Source organism: Salinivibrio sp. VGrn1 (assembly GCF_009377995.1).
Classification (GTDB): Bacteria; Pseudomonadota; Gammaproteobacteria; order Enterobacterales; family Vibrionaceae; genus Salinivibrio; species Salinivibrio siamensis.
This window is the reverse complement of record NZ_SATA01000027.1, coordinates 1-552: the sequence shown is the minus strand read 5'-3', so window position 1 is coordinate 552 and position 552 is coordinate 1. Positions and strand designations below refer to the sequence as shown.

The 552-nt window shown below is 43.8% G+C and carries 1 protein-coding gene; it reads left to right on the top strand.

Features of this window, described 5'->3' with window-relative positions; translation table 11 throughout:
* The coding region (locus EHW56_RS15255) for an ISAs1 family transposase (protein ID WP_152799255.1) at window positions 1–527 on the top strand (527 nt) is incomplete at its 5' end.
* Between the last annotated feature and the right edge of the window lie 25 nt (window positions 528–552).

Below are 552 nucleotides of genomic sequence, written 5' to 3'. Positions count from 1 at the left end.
GCAAATTAGATAAAGCGTTTGATAATTATTACCGCCCGGCAATGCTTCAAAAATTTGATGGTGATAGCTACGCATCACAAGAGAAATCGCATGGGCGTTTAGAAACACGATGTGCACTGATTAATACCGATTTAAGTGTATTAGGTGATTTGGCTTATGATTGGCCTGAACTAAAAACGATGGGCATCATGGCGAGTGTTCGACAAGAAGGCAAACACGCCGAAGAATCCGATATTTCAGTGCGCTATTATATAAGTTCAAAAGCACTGACAGCGAAAGAGCTTCATGATGCCACTCGCTCGCACTGGTTAATTGAATCAATGCACTGGCAGCTCGATGTTGGATTAAGAGAAGATGCATGTCGAATAAGAGTCGATGACCGAGCTGAAGTTTTTGCACGAATAAGGCAAATGGTTCTGAATTTATTAAAGCAAGAGAAGAGTTTTAAAGCCGGTATTCAACGCAAGCGAATGATGTGCGCGATGGACCAAGAGTACCTGGCGACCGTGCTGGGAAGCCTTTCGTGACGCGGATGTTCATGCGTTTTCCGTG